Source organism: Trinickia terrae (genome assembly GCF_005144415.1).
Taxonomy (GTDB): domain Bacteria; phylum Pseudomonadota; class Gammaproteobacteria; order Burkholderiales; family Burkholderiaceae; genus Trinickia_A; species Trinickia_A terrae.
Window position 1 is genome coordinate 365,092 of record NZ_SWJE01000001.1, and the last position, 16,898, is coordinate 381,989.

The 16,898-nt window shown below is 63.8% G+C and carries 15 protein-coding genes; 7 read left to right on the plus strand and 8 right to left on the minus strand.

The features are described from left to right. Position 1: 1 nt before the first annotated feature. On the plus strand, positions 2 to 1,546 hold the full coding sequence (locus tag FAZ69_RS01655) for an efflux transporter outer membrane subunit (protein ID WP_136892191.1): 1,545 nt from the start codon (positions 2 to 4) through the stop codon (positions 1,544 to 1,546). An 82-nt stretch (positions 1,547 to 1,628) separates the two neighbouring features. Here FAZ69_RS01655 and flhC read toward each other — a convergent pair whose 3' ends face one another. Beyond that, positions 1,629 to 2,306 carry a flagellar transcriptional regulator FlhC gene (gene flhC / locus FAZ69_RS01660; RefSeq protein WP_439654733.1) on the minus strand — a complete coding sequence of 226 codons (678 nt, stop codon included), beginning with the start codon at positions 2,304 to 2,306 and terminating at the stop codon, positions 1,629 to 1,631. Between the two features lie 14 nt (positions 2,307 to 2,320). Further along, positions 2,321 to 2,641, minus strand: coding sequence for a flagellar transcriptional regulator FlhD (gene flhD / locus FAZ69_RS01665; protein ID WP_136892192.1), 321 nt, complete (start codon positions 2,639 to 2,641; stop codon positions 2,321 to 2,323). Positions 2,642 to 3,159: 518 nt separating this feature from the next. On the opposite strand from flhD, the gene FAZ69_RS01670 reads away from it, so the two are divergent. Then, entirely contained in the window at positions 3,160 to 4,131 is a 972-nt protein-coding gene (locus FAZ69_RS01670; protein WP_136892193.1) for a tyrosine-protein phosphatase, read from the plus strand. 24 nt (positions 4,132 to 4,155) lie between these two features. On the opposite strand, the gene FAZ69_RS01675 is transcribed toward FAZ69_RS01670, so the two are convergent. Both FAZ69_RS01675 and FAZ69_RS01680 read right to left on the minus strand, forming a co-directional pair. Further along, positions 4,156 to 7,575 carry an alpha/beta fold hydrolase gene (locus FAZ69_RS01675; protein WP_136892194.1) on the minus strand — a complete coding sequence of 1,140 codons (3,420 nt, stop codon included), beginning with the start codon at positions 7,573 to 7,575 and terminating at the stop codon, positions 4,156 to 4,158. A 79-nt stretch (positions 7,576 to 7,654) separates the two neighbouring features. Beyond that, the gene (locus FAZ69_RS01680; RefSeq protein WP_136892195.1) at positions 7,655 to 8,443 is read right to left on the minus strand and encodes a hypothetical protein; all 789 of its coding nucleotides are present in this window, start codon (positions 8,441 to 8,443) and stop codon (positions 7,655 to 7,657) included. A gap of 216 nt (positions 8,444 to 8,659) precedes the next feature. Here FAZ69_RS01680 and FAZ69_RS01685 point away from each other — a divergent pair, with 216 nt between their 5' ends. Then, positions 8,660 to 10,534, plus strand: coding sequence for an ATP-binding response regulator (locus tag FAZ69_RS01685; protein WP_136892196.1), 1,875 nt, complete (start codon positions 8,660 to 8,662; stop codon positions 10,532 to 10,534). Here FAZ69_RS01685 and FAZ69_RS01690 read toward each other — a convergent pair. Together FAZ69_RS01690 and FAZ69_RS01695 are read right to left on the minus strand one after the other, a co-directional pair. Then, complete coding sequence (locus tag FAZ69_RS01690) at positions 10,500 to 11,231, minus strand: response regulator transcription factor (RefSeq protein WP_136892197.1); 732 nt, start codon at positions 11,229 to 11,231, stop codon at positions 10,500 to 10,502. The genes FAZ69_RS01685 and FAZ69_RS01690 overlap by 35 nt on opposite strands. A 203-nt stretch (positions 11,232 to 11,434) precedes the next feature. Continuing rightward, the gene (locus FAZ69_RS01695) at positions 11,435 to 12,343 is read right to left on the minus strand and encodes a LysR family transcriptional regulator (RefSeq protein WP_136892198.1); all 909 of its coding nucleotides are present in this window, start codon (positions 12,341 to 12,343) and stop codon (positions 11,435 to 11,437) included. Between the two features lie 148 nt (positions 12,344 to 12,491). Between FAZ69_RS01695 and speB the strand changes: the two genes are divergently transcribed. From speB to FAZ69_RS01715, 4 genes are all read left to right on the plus strand, one after another. Continuing rightward, complete coding sequence (speB, locus tag FAZ69_RS01700; RefSeq protein ID WP_169708523.1) at positions 12,492 to 13,445, plus strand: agmatinase; 954 nt, start codon at positions 12,492 to 12,494, stop codon at positions 13,443 to 13,445. 16 nt (positions 13,446 to 13,461) lie between these two features. Further along, entirely contained in the window at positions 13,462 to 13,710 is a 249-nt protein-coding gene (locus FAZ69_RS34385) for a hypothetical protein (protein ID WP_136892200.1), read from the plus strand. A gap of 208 nt (positions 13,711 to 13,918) precedes the next feature. Continuing rightward, entirely contained in the window at positions 13,919 to 14,155 is a 237-nt protein-coding gene (locus tag FAZ69_RS01710; RefSeq protein ID WP_136892201.1) for a hypothetical protein, read from the plus strand. Positions 14,156 to 14,238: 83 nt separating this feature from the next. Further along, the gene (locus FAZ69_RS01715; protein WP_136892202.1) at positions 14,239 to 15,399 is read left to right on the plus strand and encodes a DUF6895 family protein; all 1,161 of its coding nucleotides are present in this window, start codon (positions 14,239 to 14,241) and stop codon (positions 15,397 to 15,399) included. A 332-nt stretch (positions 15,400 to 15,731) separates the two neighbouring features. On the opposite strand, the gene FAZ69_RS33140 is transcribed toward FAZ69_RS01715, so the two are convergent. Together FAZ69_RS33140 and cydB are read right to left on the minus strand one after the other, a co-directional pair. Beyond that, on the minus strand, positions 15,732 to 15,905 hold the full coding sequence (locus FAZ69_RS33140; RefSeq protein ID WP_169708510.1) for a hypothetical protein: 174 nt from the start codon (positions 15,903 to 15,905) through the stop codon (positions 15,732 to 15,734). Further along, on the minus strand, positions 15,883 to 16,884 hold the full coding sequence (gene cydB / locus FAZ69_RS01720) for a cytochrome d ubiquinol oxidase subunit II (RefSeq protein WP_136892203.1): 1,002 nt from the start codon (positions 16,882 to 16,884) through the stop codon (positions 15,883 to 15,885). Before cydB ends, FAZ69_RS33140 begins: the two co-directional genes overlap by 23 nt. Positions 16,885 to 16,898 lie beyond the last annotated feature (14 nt).

The following is a 16,898-nucleotide window of genomic DNA, read 5'->3' on the forward strand; positions in this document are numbered from 1 at the left end:
CATGAAACGAATAACTTCTGTTGCGGGCCCAACGTGGATGGGGCGCATGGCGCGCGGCGCGTTGCTGAGCGGACTGATGGCGACGCTGCTCGCGGCTTGCGCAGTCGGGCCGAAGTATCAGCGGCCCGAGGTCGATACGCCGGCTGCGTTCAAGGAAGCGCCGGCGGCCACCGCGGAAAACACGGGAACGTGGAAACTGGCCGAGCCCGCCGATGCCGCGCACCGCGGGCAGTGGTGGACGGTTTTCGGCGACGCCAAGCTCAACGAGCTCGAAGAGCAGGCGCTGGCCGCGAACCAGGACCTGAAGGCGGCGGCGGCGCGCGTGCAGCAGTCGCGCGCGGTGCAGAACGCGGCGCGCTCGGCGTTGTTCCCGCAGATCGGCGCGGGCTTCGGCCCGACGCGCGAGCACTTTTCGCCGGCCTCGCAGTTCCTGCCGGAGAATGCGCAGGGTCCTCAGACGACGCTCTGGCGCGCGCAGACCACGGTCTCGTATGAAGCCGATCTGTTCGGCCGCGTGAGCTCGAATGTCGCCGCGGCGCGCGCCGATACGCAACAAAGCGAGGCGCTGTTCCGCTCGGTGCAGCTCTCGCTGCAGGCGGATGTCGCGGCGAATTACTTCTCGCTGCGCGAGCTGGATACGGAGCAGGAGCTGTATCGCCGCACCGTTGCGCTGCGCGAAGACGGACTGAAGCTCGTCGAGCAGCGCTTCAAGGAAGGCGATATCAGCGAGCTCGACGTGGCGCAGGCGAAGAACGAGCTCGCGAGCGCGCGTGCGGATGCGGTCGGCGTCGCGCGGCAGCGGGCGGCGTCCGAGCATAGTTTGGCGATTCTGCTCGGCAAGGCGCCGGCCGAGTTCTCGCTGGCGGAAATGCCGCTCGATCCGGCGACCGTGCGCGTGCCGCCCGGGCTGCCGTCCGCGCTGCTCGAGCGCCGCCCCGATGTCGCGGCGGCGGAGCGCGCGATGCAGGCTGCGAACGCTCGCATCGGTCTCGCGAAGTCCGCGTATTTCCCGCAGCTCGATGTTACGGGTGCGTTCGGCTTCGAGTCGGCGAGCCTGGGCGATCTGTTCAAGTGGTCGAGCCGCGCGTTCCTGCTCGGGCCGGCTGCCGGCGCCGCGCTGACCCTGCCGCTGTTCGACGGCGGCCGGCGCAAGGCAGGCGTCGAGCAGGCGAAAGGGCAGTACGACGAGAACGTCGCGCAGTATCGCCAGCAAGTGCTGATTGCATTCCGCGAGGTCGAGGACAACCTCTCCGATCTGCGTTTGCTCGACGATCAGATTCGCCAGCAGAACGACGCGGTCGAGGCGTCGGAAAGAGCGTCGCATCTGTCGGATACACAGTACCGGGAAGGCGAGGTCAACTATCTCAACGTGCTCGACAGCGAGCGGACGGTGCTGGTCACGCAGCGTCAAGCGAGCCAGCTCAATGGCGCGCAGGCGGTGGCGACGGTTAATCTGATTCGGGCGCTCGGTGGCGGATGGGGTGACGCGGGGACGGTGCAGGTGGGCGCAACAGATACGCAGGCGCCGAAAGAGGCGAAGCAGTAAGCGAGTCCAGGTAGCAAGCAAAAGCGCCTGAGCCATACGGCTCAGGCGCTTTTGCTTTTTGCAGCGACCGTGCGATGGCGACTTACGCCGCGCAGGCCACCATCGGCGGTTCAGGCGGGATTTGTGCAACCACCGGCAGCGGCACGACGGTCGCATCGTCGCTCGTCTTGGCAGCAGCGACGGCCGCCACAGCCGCAACAGCCGGAATCTCGATGATTTCGGCGGCTTCCTTGACGGCCGCTGCCTTCTTCGTCTTGCCCGCGCGCGACGGCGGCTGGCACGCGCCGCACACGACGTTGTGCTGCAAATCGTGCTTGTGCGCAACGAACTTGCCGCTGCAGCGGCAGCAGCTCGTGAGCTGGAGCATGCCGGCGTCGAAGAAGCGCACGAGCGTCCAGGCGCGCGTCAGGTCGAGCACCGGCTCGGCGCCGCTGTGCTTGCAGTGCTCGAGATAGAGGCGATAGCCCTTGGTGAGCGCGTCGAGATGCGAGCAGCGCGCTTCGCTCCTGAGGAACAGGTAGGTGTTATAGAAGAGCGATGCGTGAATGTTCGCGAGCCACGTCATGTACCAATCGGCCGAGAACGGCAGCATGCCCTTCGGCGGCGACACGCCCTTGACCTCGCGATACAGGCGGATCATGCGGTCGCGCGACAGCGTCAGTTCGCTTTCGAGCACCTGCATGCGCGCGCCGAGCTCGATCAGCGCGATGGCGCGGAAGACTTCTTGAGCGTCTTCAGAGAGACTCTTTTTCAGCGTCACGACTCGCTCCTTGCTTACGCGAACTGCTCGGCTCGTTGACCGGCAAGCAGAATGGCGGCGTGCGTCGGGGCGACTTCCGCATTCTTCGCGGATTGCGTGAGCGCCGACAGCATCGAGTGGTCGTTGAAGCGGAAGAAACAGAGAAGCTGATCGGAAGAGGCCAGCTTGACGATCTGCGCGAGCGACAGACTGGCAAGCAAATCGGCCAATTCCGACGATAGGCCCAGGCGGAACATTCCGACCGGCTTATCCTCGCGCAGCATGCGCTGGGCGAGCATGATGTACGACAGATTAATTTCGCGGATAGAATCCAGCGTCTCGCTGCTACGGTCCATTTCTAGGTCTTCCCGAAGCCCCGATGTTATTTGTCCGGTAATTTATACCGTGTATTTGTTTCTGCATTTGAGCGCTAACGTTTGCGCTTCCTTTGTGTATCTTTGATACAGGGTGTTACAACTTGTAACAACCCCGTGAGACGCATTGTATGCAGGCCCCCAGGCGAAATCAATCCATTCCCAAAAAAATGTCGTGAAAAAGATAAGGGCGTATTTCGGTAAGTTTTTCACATTTCTGTAACAGGAAAAACTGACCGAAAACGGGTTGAATTTAGTAACGTGGCGCAAGTTTTGTAGGTTTAAAGATTGCTAATTGAAAATAATTTGAAAGAATAAAGCGGCTGTTGGATGAGTTTTACCGAGGATAGGGATGGTCAATCTTTTTTATTCTTTCCTATTCCTACTAACCCCTACTCGCAACACGAATTGCCGTTACAGTTGCATTTGGGCAATGCCGAACCACGCCGGCAGCGCTTCCTTTCAAGTCCCGACCCAGTTACACCGAGTAGATAGCCCGCATGGATTCCACCGCGACTGACCGCACGCGCCCGACGTACGCACGCGCTCGCGTGCCGTTCGTATGCGACGCCGGCGCCGGTGCGACCGGCACTGCCGCCAGTACGCGCCGCCGCGAGTTCCTGAAGCGCGCGGCAGGCTCGCTGCTGTTGCCGGCATTCGTGAGCCCGCTGCTCGCAGCTTGCGGCGGCGGTGGCCTCGACGGCGATTCCGATGGAGAAACGGTGGTGGTTCGGCTGGCTTCGGCCGACAACTTCCGCGATGTCGGCGGCGCGGACGGCTACCCGACCGCCGACGGCCGGCGCGTGAAGCGCGGCGTGTTCTATCGCTCGAGCGCGCTGACGCTTTCGGACGCGGACAAGGCGACGCTAGGCACGTTGGGAATCGCGGGCGTGTACGACTTGCGCACGCCGGGAGAAATCGCTCGCGCCGCGGACGCCCTGCCGGCCGGGACGGCCTATGCGACGATCAATATCGACGGCACGAGCGACTACCTGATGCCCGCGCCCGCAAGCGCCGTCGAAGCGGTGGCGATCATGCAGACGAGGAACCGCGGCTTCGTGACCTCGGAATCCGAGCGGGCCGCCTACGGCGCGCTGCTGACGCAACTGGCGAGCTCGTCGAGCGGCGCGCAGCTCTTTCACGGGACGGCGGGCAAGGACCGCACTGGCTGGGCGGCAGCGCTCTTGCTCAGCATCGCCAACGTGCCGCTCGACGTGATCGTGGCCGACTACCTGCTCACCAACACCTACTCGCAGGCTTCGATTGCGGCCCGCGTCGACGCGATCCGCCAGCAAGGCGGCGACGATACGGCTGCGAGCGCCGCGCCGCTCTTCAACGCGCAAGCGAGCCACCTGCAAGCGGGATTCGATCAAGTGGAGGGGAGCTACGGGACGATGACGAGCTACCTGACGCAAGGGCTCGGTCTCGCGCAATCGACTGTCGACGCCTTGCGGGCGCGTCTCGTCGTTTAAGTTTTTGCTTAAGGCTGTTTGCCGCTAGCCGGCCTGAACGGCCAGATGCCGCGTGATCGACGGATAGACGTCCGCGGCGGCATCGCGGCCGAAGATGCAATCGATATGCCCATAACCATCGATGAGCACGCGCTCGTAGCGCTGGGCGGGGTAGGTGCGCGTGAGCAGATCGCAGGTCGTCTGCGTGCTTTCGGGCAGATAGCAATGATTGAGCGCGCCGTGGATGAACGTGATCGGCAGGTTCAGGCCCGATAGGTCGCGTAGGTAAGTATCCGCGCCGTTTGCCCGGACGATGTGCTTCTCCCGCACCATCGCGGCCAGGTGCTCGAAGAGGCGCATGTCGTGCACGCCGAACAGCTCCTGCAGATTTTCGTGCAGCACGCCGGTGAGCTTCTCGTGCTCGTAGATCTGGCCATACATGAAGGTCGCCCGGTGACAGGCTGCGCTGCGGCAGTGTTCGCCTTCCCCGAACGGATAGAGACGCAGCGCTGTGTCGAGAAGATTCGCGGGCCAGTGTTCATGCTCCGCCACCGTCGTCAAATCGCGCACGCCGAGATGGTCGAGCATCTCCGGCAGATGCAGCCCGGCCCTCACTTGCTGCATCGGCGCGGTGATCAAGTGCGCCGACACTTGCGACATCACCGCCGAGCGCACGCGCGGCAGGCCGTTCAGGAGCGCCATCGTCAGCGTGACCGCGCCCAGGCAATGGGCGATCACATGGATCGAGTCCGCGCCCGTCAGCTCGCAGACCTTCGCGACGGCGGCGGGGATGTCGTATTGCGCGATGGCGTCGGCGGTCGTTTGCTCGGCGGCGCTCGGCAGCTCGATGCTCACGCGCAGGTCCACGAGCCAGACGTCGTAGCCGTCGGCGCACAGGTGCTCGACGAGATTGGTCGCGATCAGGTCCGTCGAGAAGATGCGGCTCGAGACGCCCGATCCGTGAATCAGCAGCAGCGGCCCCTTGTTGCCCGCGCGGTAGCGCGTAAGGCGCAGCGTCTTGCCGTCGGGCGTGCGGAAGTAGTGCGCGCAAGGCGCGGGCGCGTTCAGCTTGCGGCGCTCGCGCGGCGCTGCGTCGGGGTCCGCGAATTGCAGCGGCGCCGCGATGCCGCCGTATTCGGTGAACAGCACGTCGGCGAAGAATTTGCCGAAGCGCAGGGTCCACGCCAGACGCATTTCGAGCGTCGGTGCGTTCGTGACGTCGAGCGTCGTTTGCTGCTTCAGCGAATTGCCCGCGGTGATGATGAGCGTCGCGGTGCCAAGCAAGCGTGCATCGCCGCCATCCGCTTCGCGCACTTCGGCGTAGAGCGTGTTCGTTTGCTTCCATAGCTCGAGCGGCGAGCTGAACGTGATGATCTTGCGGCCGGCGAAATCGTAGCGCTTGCCTTCGGCCGATACGAGCGTCATCCGGTAGACCATGTAGCGCCGATCGACATGGTCCGGATCGGTGACGAACAGGTTGAAGCGTCCGTCGGCGATCGTCATCGGCTCGCTCGACAGCGCTGCGCACGTCAAGGTCCCGACCAGCGGCGCTTCGTGCTCGGGGTTCGCCAGCATTGCGGGCAGGTCGCTGGAGTCCACCGTCAGCGTGAAGCTCATCGGGCTCGGGGCGGCGTCTTCCGGGCCGGACGGCGTGTAGTCGCCGACCATGGTTTCCGTGAAGCGCAGGCCGACTTGCTCGGCGGGTTGAGCGCGCGCGGCGATGGCGGCGAGCGCGCCGCCCGGAGCGAAGTCGATCGCCCAGCCGTTGGCCGCGGCCAGTTGCGCGCAGTTGCGCTCGGCGAGCGCGGAGATCGTCAAGAGTGGATTCACGCCGAGCGAGACAGGCATCACCGAGCCGTCCATCACGTAGAGGCCGCGATGCACGTCCGTGCCGCCGGCGCCGCTGAAGACGCGGCCGGCGTGGTCGACGACGCCGTGCGCGGCGTCGTCCGCCATCGCGCAGCCGCCCAGCGGATGCACGGTGACGAGGCGGTCCTTGAAGAGCGGCGTGTCGAGCGGATCGTTGACGAAGCTGCCGCCGAGCGCTTGCGTCGCGGTTTCGAGCGTATCGCCGATGGTGCGGTAGATCGGCTGTTTGCTCGCGTCGGGCCAGGCGATGCGGGGGCGGTCGTTTTTCAGCACGATCTGTCCCGCGGCGTCGTCGTGCGCCATCACCAGATACGTTTGCGTGTTGCGCATCGCGCCGTAGTGGGCGCCGTTCGCCGCGCAGAGCGCGATCCGTGCGTCGGCGTCAAGCGCGCCGTTCTCCGCAGGTTCGCCGGCCGCATCCTGCTCCGGCTCGGGCACGCCCCCGGCGGCATCCGCGATGCCGAGCACGCTCAGCATCGCCGGTCCGATCGGCGCCGCCAGCGCGCCTTCCTCGATGACGAATCCGTCCATGACCTCGGGTGTATCGCGGTGATCGACGATGCCGGTGATCACCGGGCCGACCGGCGCGCGCTTGGCTTCCTCGCACGTTTCCCAGCCCACGCCGTTGATCTCGTGATCGGTGTTGAACCCGAACGCGAGCACGTCGCCGTTGCCCGTGAAGTGCTTGCCGAGCTGGTCCGATAGCGCGAGGCCGCGCTTCGCGCGCGAGCGCAGCAGGATCGCCGTGGAGCCGAGCGTGCCCGCCGAGAGGATCACGTGATCGGCCGTCGTGAACAGTTCGGCGCCGTCGAAGATCTCGCGGCCGATGTCGATCCACTGGTAATAGACGCGCCATTGCTGCGCGGCCTCGTCCCATGCGACCGAATCGACTTGCGCCTGCGTGAAGATCTGCGCGCCGTGCGCGGCGGCGTCGGGCAGGTAGTTCATCTGCGTCGAGTTCTTCGCGCCGTAGTTGCAGCCGGAGTTGCAATTGCCGCAGCCGATACAGGCGCTTTGCTCCACGCCCGCCGCGTTGAGGCCGTTCTTGAACGTCACGGTGATCGGCGGCCGGTAGAACGCCTCGCGCATGCCGAGCGCTTGCGCCGAGCGCTCCAGCGCATCGAGCTTGGGCAGGCGCGGAAAATCGGCGGGCCATGGCTGCGGCTGCAGCATGGCGACCGCGCGGGCGTAGCCGGCTTCGATGCCCGCCTGGTCGGCGCGCAGCGCGGCGGGCCAGCGCGGGTCGCTCCACAGGCGCGCATCGGGATGCAGCGCGACGTTCGCGTTGATCAGCGACGTGCCGCCCAGCCCGCAGCCGACCACGGCGTTCACTTCCTGATTGACGTGCAATTCGATCAGCGCGAGCGGCGAGCCGCGCCGCTCGTCTTCGAGATTGAACTGGACGGTGCCGAGGGCGTTTTCGGCCTTCGACGGATACTCGCCCGCCGCGAATTCGCGTCCGCGCTCGAGGAGGCAGACCCGGCGTCCCGCGCGCGCCATGCGGCTCGCGGCGATGGCGCCGCCGTAGCCGGAGCCCACGACGAGCACGTCGTAATGCGGCTTCAGATCCTCGAGGGGACTCGACAGGCGGTTCATGCGATCACCTCGCTTTGGAAAATGAGGGGACGTGCGCGGCTTCTCTATGTTAGGCGCTGAATGACGCCATTGCGGCAAATCAGGCGGCCGCCTCGTTGCAGAGGCAACGGCTTGCCTCGACCGCAAGCAGATTCAACGCGACCAGGATGGCCTCGCGATTCTCGATGTGGATGTCGATGCCGAGCGCGTCCACGAGCCAGCGGCCGATCTTCGTGTTGGAAAAATCGTCGGCCTGGGCCGTCTTTTTCATCGTGACGCCGAGCTTCACGGCGCGATAGTGATATGACGGCACGCGATGCTGTGCCGCGATGCGCGAGAGTCCGCCCTTCGTTTCCGAGCCCCAGCCCAGGCTGCCCGCGAGCACGACCTGCTCGGGCGCGTCGAGTCCGGCGATGAAGCGGCGCGCGGCTTCGCGCACGCGGGCTTCGTCGAGGCCGTACTGCTTCAGCACGCCGTCGACGGGATCCTCGAGCGCATGCGCGTGCGCATCGATTTCCTGCTCGATGCCCTCGACTTCCATCGACACGTTGCGCTGATGGCTCGCGCTGCGCAGGCAGTCGATGAGGTAGCGGCGGAAATACGCGCAGATTGCGTAGCGGGACGACGGTGCGCTGTCCGGGCAGGCGTGCGATTCGGCGTGGCCGGGTTCGAGCCGGAGCACCTTCGCGTAGATGAACTGCGCGACGAGCTCTTCCTTGTCCTCGGCGAGCGCGTGCAGCTCGAGCGGGTGGTAGGCGCGCAGCGCGCTTCGCACGAGCTCGCACATCGACACCATCTCGTCGCCCGACAGCTGGTTGCGGCGGCGCCAGAGGTCGGGGAGGAGGGTATTGTCGCTGTGTGAGAAGTCGTGGCTGATCAGGGCGCCCATTGCATGCCTCCGTCTTGTGGAAGAGCTCGAGGGAACGCGGCGTTGGTGCAAGCGTTAAGAGAACGCTGAAGAGTGGGAGTCGGTCTTCGGCCGCGCGAGAAGTGCCGCCAGTATGGTTTTCGGCCGCGCCGCCGCCTATATGGATTAAGTGGTAGCTGATGGGTAAACTCCGGGTAAACCGCCGAAAGCGCCGTGACGTCACAAGGAAACCCCACGATGCGGGTCGATCCGATCCAGCGCGCCATCGATGAAGACCTCGTGCGGGTCCTGTACGCGCAGGACCCGCTTGCGTTTTTTACGCATTGGTTTTCGATTGCGGTGCTGACCTCGATCTATTGGGCCGAGATGTCCGCGCTGCGCTTTTTCAACGCGTGGTTGGTGTTCTACGGCACGGCCAATTGCCTCGGCCTCGCGCTCTGGCTCTGGCACCGGCAATGGCCAACCGCGATGGCGCCGCGCGCCTGGATCAACCTGCACGCGTTGCGCGGCGCGTTGCTCTACAGCGCGCCGGGGCTGTCGATCTGGTTCGCGTTCCACAGCACGCAGGCGGAGCTGCCGCTCCTGCATACGGTGATGATCCTGATGCTCGCGGCCGGCGTGTTCATGTCGAACGGCTTCGACACGCTCAATTTCACCGTCGCCATTCCCTTGCTGCTGCTGCCCGCGGTCGTGCTGCATTTCAGTTCGCATTCGTTCGAGCGGATCGTCGTCGGGGTCGTGCTGCTGTTCTTCTTCTCCGCGATCAACCTGTACTCGATCAGCTATCGCAAGCTCTTTCGCAATGTCGTGCAGGCGCGTGTCGATCAGCAGCATCTGGCTGAATCGCTCGCGGTGCAGAAGCATGTGGCCATCGAAGCGGGGCTGGCGAAGACGCGTTTCTTCGCCGCCGCAAGCCACGATCTGCGCCAGCCGCTCCATGCGATCGGGCTGCTCGCGGCATCGCTCGCGGATACGGCGGCGCCGAGCGCCGAGCGGGCGCGGGCCGCGGAGAACATCGTGCGCAACGTCGATGCGCTCAATGAACTCTTCAACCAGGTGCTGGACCTGTCGCGCATCGAAAGCGGCGTGACGCAGGTGATGCGCGCCGACTTCCGGCTCGCCGAGCTGTTCGAACGCGTCGGCGGCCTGTACCGGCCGCAGGCGGCGGCCAAGGGCCTCGCGCTGCGGATCGCGCCGACCTCCATGGTGGTGCACGACGACCCGGTGCTGCTCGAGCGCGTGCTCGGCAACCTGGTGGCGAACGCGGTGCGCTATACCGACGAGGGCTCGATCTGGGTCGGGCTGCGGCAGGCGGGGCGCGCCGACGGCGGCTATATCGAGGTGCGCGATTCGGGCATCGGCATTCCGCTCGAGGAGCACGAGCGCGTCTTCGAGGAGTTCTATCGCGGCGCGAGCGCGGAGCGCGATGCGCGCCCCGGACACGGGCTCGGGCTGCCGACGGTGCGCCGGCTCGTGCGCCTGCTCGGCGGCGAGCTGCAGATGCGCTCGGCGCCCGGACGCGGCTCGACGTTTCGCTTTCCGGTGCGCGCGGGGGACCCGGAGCGTATCGTCGCCGGGCTGGGGGCGTTGATGCCCGCGGGCGCCGCGGTGGCGCCGGTGGCGGGGCGGCGCATCCTTTGCATCGACGACGAGCCGGCGATCCGCGATGGTGTCGCCAGCCTGCTTGGCCATTGGGGCTGCGTCGTGTGCAGCGTCGCCGACGAAAACGCCGCCTGCGCCGCGATCGCCGATGGATTCGCTCCCGATGCGGTGCTATGCGACTACCAGCTCGGCGCTGGCCGCGCGGGCGGGGCGGCGCTCGATCGGGTGCGCGGCGAGCTCGCCCGCCACGGCGCACAGCGCGCGGTGCTGCTGCTGATCACGGGAGACATGGCTTCGCCCGAGCTCAAGGCGCTCGCCGCGCAAGGCGTGCCGATCCTGCACAAGCCGGTGAATCCCGCGAGGCTGCTGCGCACGCTGCAGGCGGCATGGCGCGACGCCGACGATGCGGCGAACTCCGCGCCTGCCGCGCCCGCGGCAGACGCGCCGCAAGCGCTGCGTCAGCCGGCGCCGCCGTTCAAAGCGTCTTCCCAGCCTCGAGCCAGCCGTTGATGACGGCGATCGCGCTCGCCCGGTTGCGCACCGCGAGCGCCCGGAAGATCACGGAAAGATGGACTTTCACGGTGCCCTCGGCCATGCCCAGCTCGCGCGCGATCATCTTGTTGGTCCAGCCCCGATGCACGAGCCGCATGATGTCCTGCTGGCGCGGCGAGAGGTTTTCCATCAAATGACGCTGATGCGGCTGTAGCGCTTGAATGCCGGGCTGGGAGGATGAGGATGACGGGGCGCCTGGGCTTTCCGTCGTCCCTGCAGCGGTGGAGGGGGATGCGCCCGCAGCGTGCGAAGAACCGAGCAGGCTGAGCGCCTCTATCGGCACATACGCGCCGCCCGACAGCACGAGCTCGATCGCCTTGAGCATCACGCTGGCCGGCTGCCGTTTCGGCACGAAGCCGAGCGCGCCGGCAGCGAGCACCGCGCGCATCTCGTCGGGCGACTCCTCGGCGGACAGCACGACCACGGGCAGCGCCGGGTTCGCCTTCAGCAGCGCTTCGAGCGACGCGGCGCCGCCCATGCCGGGCATATGCAGGTCGACGATCGCAAGGTCGTGGTTGGCGTCGGGGCGTGCTGCGGCGGCGAGCGTCTCCCAGCTGTCGGCTTCGTCGAATTGGGCGTCCGCGTCGAGACCGCGCAGCAGGCCTTTGACGCCTTGGCGAATCAGCTCGTGATCGTCGGCGACGAGGAATTTCATGACGCCACCCGCTTTGAGAGGGGTAGCAAGCAACAGTGAGCGTGGGGGTGGTCCATTCCATCTCCGAGTCTGGCTCTGATTGTTGTTATACGGCCAGCCCGCCGCGAAACACAAGGCGGGGTGTATTGCAGCGCAGCGAGCGGGCCGCTCTCCGGCTTACACGATAGACGAACCTGCGTAACTGCTTTTTAACGGTAGGGCGCTCAAGCAGCCGGCAACGCGCGTGCGTTCTTCAAATCCTCCACGAACGCAGCGACGATCGGACTGTGACGGCTCGCATGCTGCGCGACCAGATGAAACGTCACGTCGTAGCGCAGCGCATCGGGATTGAGCGCGGCAAGCAGCCCCTGTGCGACGTAAGGCGCCGCGAAGTGCTCCGGCAAATAGCCGAGGTGATGGCCCGACAGGATCAGGAGCGAGACCGCTTCCATGTTGTCGGCCTGGGCCGTGACGCGGTTCGGCGTCGTCGAGAGCTGCGCCTCGGGAAGCGGGTAGCTGCGCCAGGCCCACTCCCTGTCGGCAACCTCCGCGGGCGTGAGCCGCCCGGCGCGCGCGAAGAGCGGATGTCCGCGTCCGCAATAGGCGATTTGCCGCTCGACGAATAGCGGTGTGTATTCGAGCGTCGGCACGCGATGCCAGAAGTAGCCGACCGCAAGCTGTATCTCGCCGTTCAGCAGTTGCGCTTCGAGATCGCCCGGCGATTTGACCGAGATCGAAAAGCGCACCGCCTCGTCGCGTTTCCGGAAGCGCGCGATTGCATCGCTGATGCGCGCGTTCTGGCTGATCGGCGTGTGCCCGATCAGGCCGATCTTCAGCGTCCCGACGAGCTTCTTGTCCATGTTGCGGGCTTCGGCGCTGAACTCGTCGGCGGCCGCGAGCAGCCGCTTCGCGAGCACATGAAAACGCTCGCCTTTCTCGGTCAGCTTGAAGCCGCTGCGACCACGCTCGCAGAGGCGGAAGCCGAGCCGCGTCTCGAGTGTGGCGAGCTGCGTGCTGATCGTCGACTGGCCGACGTTCAGTGTCGATTGCGCGACCGAGACGCCGCCCGCGTCGACGACTGCAAGAAACACCCGGATCAATCGCAAATCGAGGTCAGACAAGGTTCCGAGCACAAGGCCCTCCATCGCGCGCGGTTACATCGATATATATAGATGTAAGCATCCGAAATTTGTCATTCAAGTTTTCTTTGTGGCCGCTTAAAACTCAGCCCTATAGCCGGAACGAATGATACGGCTCATTGAATGTAATTCGGAGGAAACGATGGTGGCCGAGTATTTTCAACCTCTTGGCGGCAACGAAATGCCGCGCTGCGGGGGCATCGCGACGATGATGCGCCTGCCGCACCTGTCGAGCGCCGAGGGGCTCGATGCATGCTTCGTCGGCGTGCCGTTCGATCTGGGCACGTCGAACCGCACTGGCGCGCGTTTCGGGCCGCGACAGGTGCGCACCGAGTCGGTGCTGCTGCGTCCCTACAACATGGCGACGCGCGCCGCGCCGTTCGATTCGCTGCGCGTCGCCGATATCGGCGATGTCGCGATCAACCCCTACAACTTGCACGACTCGATTGCGCGCATCGAAGCCGCGTATGGCGAGATCCTGAAGCATGGGGCGACGCCGATCACGCTTGGCGGCGATCACACGATCACGCTGCCGATCTTGCGCGCGATCCACGCGAAGCACGGCAAGGTCGGACTGATCCACGTCGACGCGCACGCGGACGTCAACGACACGATGATGGGTGAAAAAATCGCGCATGGTACGCCGTTTCGCCGCGCGGTCGAAGAAGGGCTGCTCGATTGCGAGCGTGTCGTGCAGATCGGCTTGCGCGGCACCGGCTACGCCGCCGAGGATTTCGACTGGTGCCGCGCGCAGGGCTTTCGCGTGGTGCAGGCGGAGGAATGCTGGAACCGTTCGCTCGAGCCGCTGATGGAGGACGTGCGCGCGCGTGTCGGTGACGGCCCGGTCTATCTGAGCTTCGATATCGACGGCATCGATCCCGCCTATGCGCCCGGCACGGGCACGCCGGAGATCGCGGGCCTGACGGTGCCGCAAGCGCTCGAAATCGTGCGCGGCTGCTGGGGGCTGAACCTGGTCGGCGCGGACCTCGTGGAAGTGGCGCCGCCTTACGACCCGTTCGGCACGACGGCGCTCCTTGGCGCCAACCTCGCTTATGAGATGCTGTGCGTTTTTCCGGGCGTGAAGCGCCGCGGCTGAGTGCGGGCTGCCCGCCGTGGCGAGAGGCCGCGGGCGGCCGTTCGCCACGAAACATAACGGCTGGACCCCGCTGGCCGGCGCGCTCGGCATCATGTTCGGCTATCGCGGCGTGATCCTCGCGCTGCTCGCGGCACTGTTCGTGTTCGTCGGCTTCAACGTCGTGAACATCATGCTCATCATGGACGGGATGAAGAACGTGTTCGGCGTGGACCCGACGCTCGTCGCCGTTGCGGCCGCTGCCGCCGGCGCGGTCTCAATGGCATGAGACCGAGCGCATCGCAAAACGAATTGTTCAGGGCAGGGGCGACTAATTAAGTAGCTGCCTCGATACGTTCGTTGTCACGGGACAATTGAACAAGCGGATCACTCCAACAAAAAAACTGCCCAATTCTTCATAAAAAAGCGGGTGCTCCTCGTTTACCGATTGTCACGTCAACCCCGACGTGATTTTCAACCGCTCAAGGAGATCCATCATGCCGAACATCAGCGATATTCATCGCCTCGTCACTGACATGAATAACAAGAACATCCTGAATACCAGCACCACGCTGAACGATTTGCTATCCATTTCTGCGGACAATATCACCAATCCAGGCGTTCAGGCCGGCTGGTACGCATTGGGTGGTGATCACTATGTCATCGTCTGTGGCCAAAACCCGGGTAGTGCTGTGATCAATCAAGGTGCCGCTGCGCAAGGAAACGGCCAGTAGCCCGACTTGGAAGTCCCAGACTTGGCACACGTAGCCATTTCCGCCCGCGAAGCTGCGGGCGAATTTTTCAAGCGAGCCCACCAATGCGCGACACCCGAAATAATCTTGCACACGTTCTTGGATTCGCGCGATCCTTGCTGACGGACCTGGACAGATTTGCGGAATCGTCATCCCGTTATGATCCTGCGCTCGATAGACATCAAATCCTAGATAAGCTGGTTGCTGAAACGGCGTTGCTGCTCCTCATAGCAAGCCGTATCCCTGAAAGCTACGGTTTTCAAACAGATATTCGTGAGCTGAGCGCGATTTTATCCCCACACGCCCGCACCGCTCGGCATCTCTTCCTGCTGGCTTCGAGCCCGCAAGCCGTCGGAGGCATTGCCCTGGCTCATATTGCACTGACGTGTCTAGGGGAGCGGGATGACACCTTCGACGCCGCAGTACAGGCAGCATTTGCGTCGCCTTATATTGATTCAATTGATCGACCCAATTTTCGACAGATGGAGGTCAGATGGCTATACAGTCTCTACTCCAATACAATCCCAGATTTCTCGGATTTACTTCCGTGCAGTATTATTAATAAACCAATGCATCCCATTTTCATGCGGCGAGAAGACGCATATGCGGTAACTCATGCGGCAATGTATCTAACCGATTTCGGTCGTTCGGCATTTTCGCCAAGTATAGATCGATGGAAGTTATGTGGATTTGTTGATCACTCAATCTCCTGGTGTCTTGCCTATTCTGACTGGGATTTGCTTGGCGAGATTGTCATGGTTCAACGTTTTCTTCAATCTCGCGATTCCATTTTCTTACGGATGGCGAATTCCGTATTGTCTGATGTGTTTTCGCGAGACTGGTTCATCCCAGGTCCGAATTTTGTTGCCGAAACATATAACGCGCTACCGGATAATCAGAAAAAACAATATACAGTGGTGCACGGGTATCACAGCACGTATGTTTACGGAATTTTATGCAGCCTTGACTTGATACGCGGTGAAGACACCGTGAGATGCGAATTGGATGACGTCACTCCTTCAGATGAACAAGTAGTGGCAGAAAATTCGAAGCTGATTAAGCTCGCTCGGGAAGCACGTGGGGTAGAACTGATGCAAGAATTGGAACAACATCGCAATACCTGCATACCCCGGATAGCCGAAACATGCGAGGTTGCTGCCGAAGCGATCTGTCAAACGCTTAGAGCGAGTGCCTATAGACGGCTGGAGCTCGAGCCACGGCGCTGAGATGTCTGCGATACCTCGGTAGCCGCTTGAACGGGGGGCGGTTGCCTGAAGAGAATGTGTGTTCAGACAACCTGTTGCTGGTGTGCGATTGAGCGTGTTGCCGTAACGGCCAGTCAGTCGCCGGAGTAGGTCGCGCTGCCGGCCGGCTTTCAGCCGGCCACCCGGGGCAGCCATAAAGAAAGAAAATAAAATGCGCATCGCCTTTCAAAATCCACCTCCCCCTTTCGTCTAACCCATGCGGTGAGGGACCGTGCGTTGACGGGGAAGAGGGGAGAACGGGAGCCGCCGGGGATGCCGACAACGGCATCCCCGGCGCAACCCGGCGCGGAGACTCACTTCGAAACCGCAAACAGCGTGACGTTCATGAACACCTTGAACAGCGCGCCGACCAGCATCGCGCCGCTCACGCCCACGCCCCACAGCAAGACGAACCAGACCCAGCCTGGAATCACCCAGCTCGCGCGCTGAAGCGCGGCGACTGACTTAGTGATAATGCGCGTCGCCATGGCGCACCTTTCCGCGGAAGACCCAATAACCCAATGTCGTATAGGCCAGAATGACCGGCAGGATCACGGCCGCGCCGACGAGCGTAAACGTCTGGCTGGAGCGAGGCGCTGCCGCTTCCCAAACGGTAATGCTCGACGGGATCGCATACGGCCAAAGCGTTACAAGCAAGCCTGCATAACCAAGAAAGACCAACGCAAGCGCGACGAAAAACGGCGTCGTGTGATGTCGCCCGTTGACCGCTCTATACATAAGGAACGCGCAAACCGCGACCAGGAAGGGAGCAGGCAGCAAACGATAGAACAGGCCCGAGTCGAACCAGCGCGCCGCCACGTCCGGGTCTTGCAGCGGCGTCCAGACGCTGACCATCGCAATGAACGCGAGCAGCACGAGCGTAAGCGGCCATACGACGCGATGCAGTCGCCGTTGCAGATCGCCTTCGGTCTTCGCTACGAGCCAGCAGGCGCCGAGCAGCGCATAGGTTGCGACGAGTCCGAGCCCCGTCAGCAGGCTGAACGGCGTGAGCCAGCCGAACGCATCGCCGGCGAATTGACCGTTTTCCACCGGGATTCCTTGCAGGAAAGCGCCAAGCGCGACACCTTGAAAAAACGCAGCACCCGTCGACCCGCCGATAAACGCAAGGTCCCACATGTGCTTGGTGCGCTTGGCCTTCGCGCGGATCTCGAACGACACGCCGCGGAAGATCAAGCAGATCAGCATGAAAACGAGCGGCAGATAGAGCGCCGACAGCACGGTCGAATAGACGACGGGAAACACCGCAAAGAGCGATGCGCCGCCAAGCACGAGCCATGTCTCGTTGCCGTCCCACACGGGCGCGACGGTGTTCATCATCAGGTCTCGTTCGCGTTCGTCGGGGAAGAAAGGGAAGACGACGCCGATGCCGAGGTCGAAGCCGTCGAGCACGACATACAGGAACAGGCCGAGCGCGATGATCGCAGCCCAGACAATGGTCACATCCATTTTAAGCCTCGAAA